Origin of the sequence: Bradyrhizobium algeriense, from assembly GCF_003062295.1 — a bacterium.
GTDB classification, from domain to species: Bacteria; Pseudomonadota; Alphaproteobacteria; order Rhizobiales; family Xanthobacteraceae; genus Bradyrhizobium; species Bradyrhizobium algeriense.
Genome location: NZ_PYCN01000302.1, coordinates 1 through 372 on the forward strand (window position 1 = coordinate 1; position 372 = coordinate 372).

Here is a 372-nt window from a genome sequence, read left to right on the forward strand (position 1 = left end):
GAGAGTTCATCGAGTTCCTCAGACTTATCGATGCCGCCTATCCGCCGGACACTGCGATCAAATTGATCCTCGACAATCATTCCGCGCACATCTCGCGAGAAACCAGAGCCTGGCTCGCCACTCGACCGGTGGGGCGCTTCGAGCTCACCTTCACCCCCAAGCACGGCTCATGGCTCAATCTCATCGAAGGATTCTTCTCCAAGTTCGCCCGTTCAGTCCTGCGCCATATCCGGGTGACCTCAAAACACGAACTCAAGGAGCGCATCATGGCCGGTATCGACGACGTCAATCGCCATCCGGTCATCCACACGTGGACCTACAAACTCGCCGACGCCGCCTGATATGATTCGAACCAAGAAAACGCTAATCTAG

1 protein-coding gene is annotated in these 372 nt (G+C 55.9%); it reads left to right on the plus strand.

Annotated features, from left to right (window positions below; genetic code table 11):
• The coding region (locus C7G61_RS43605; protein WP_190242306.1) for a transposase at window positions 1-341 on the plus strand (341 nt) is incomplete at its 5' end.
• Window positions 342-372 lie beyond the last annotated feature (31 nt).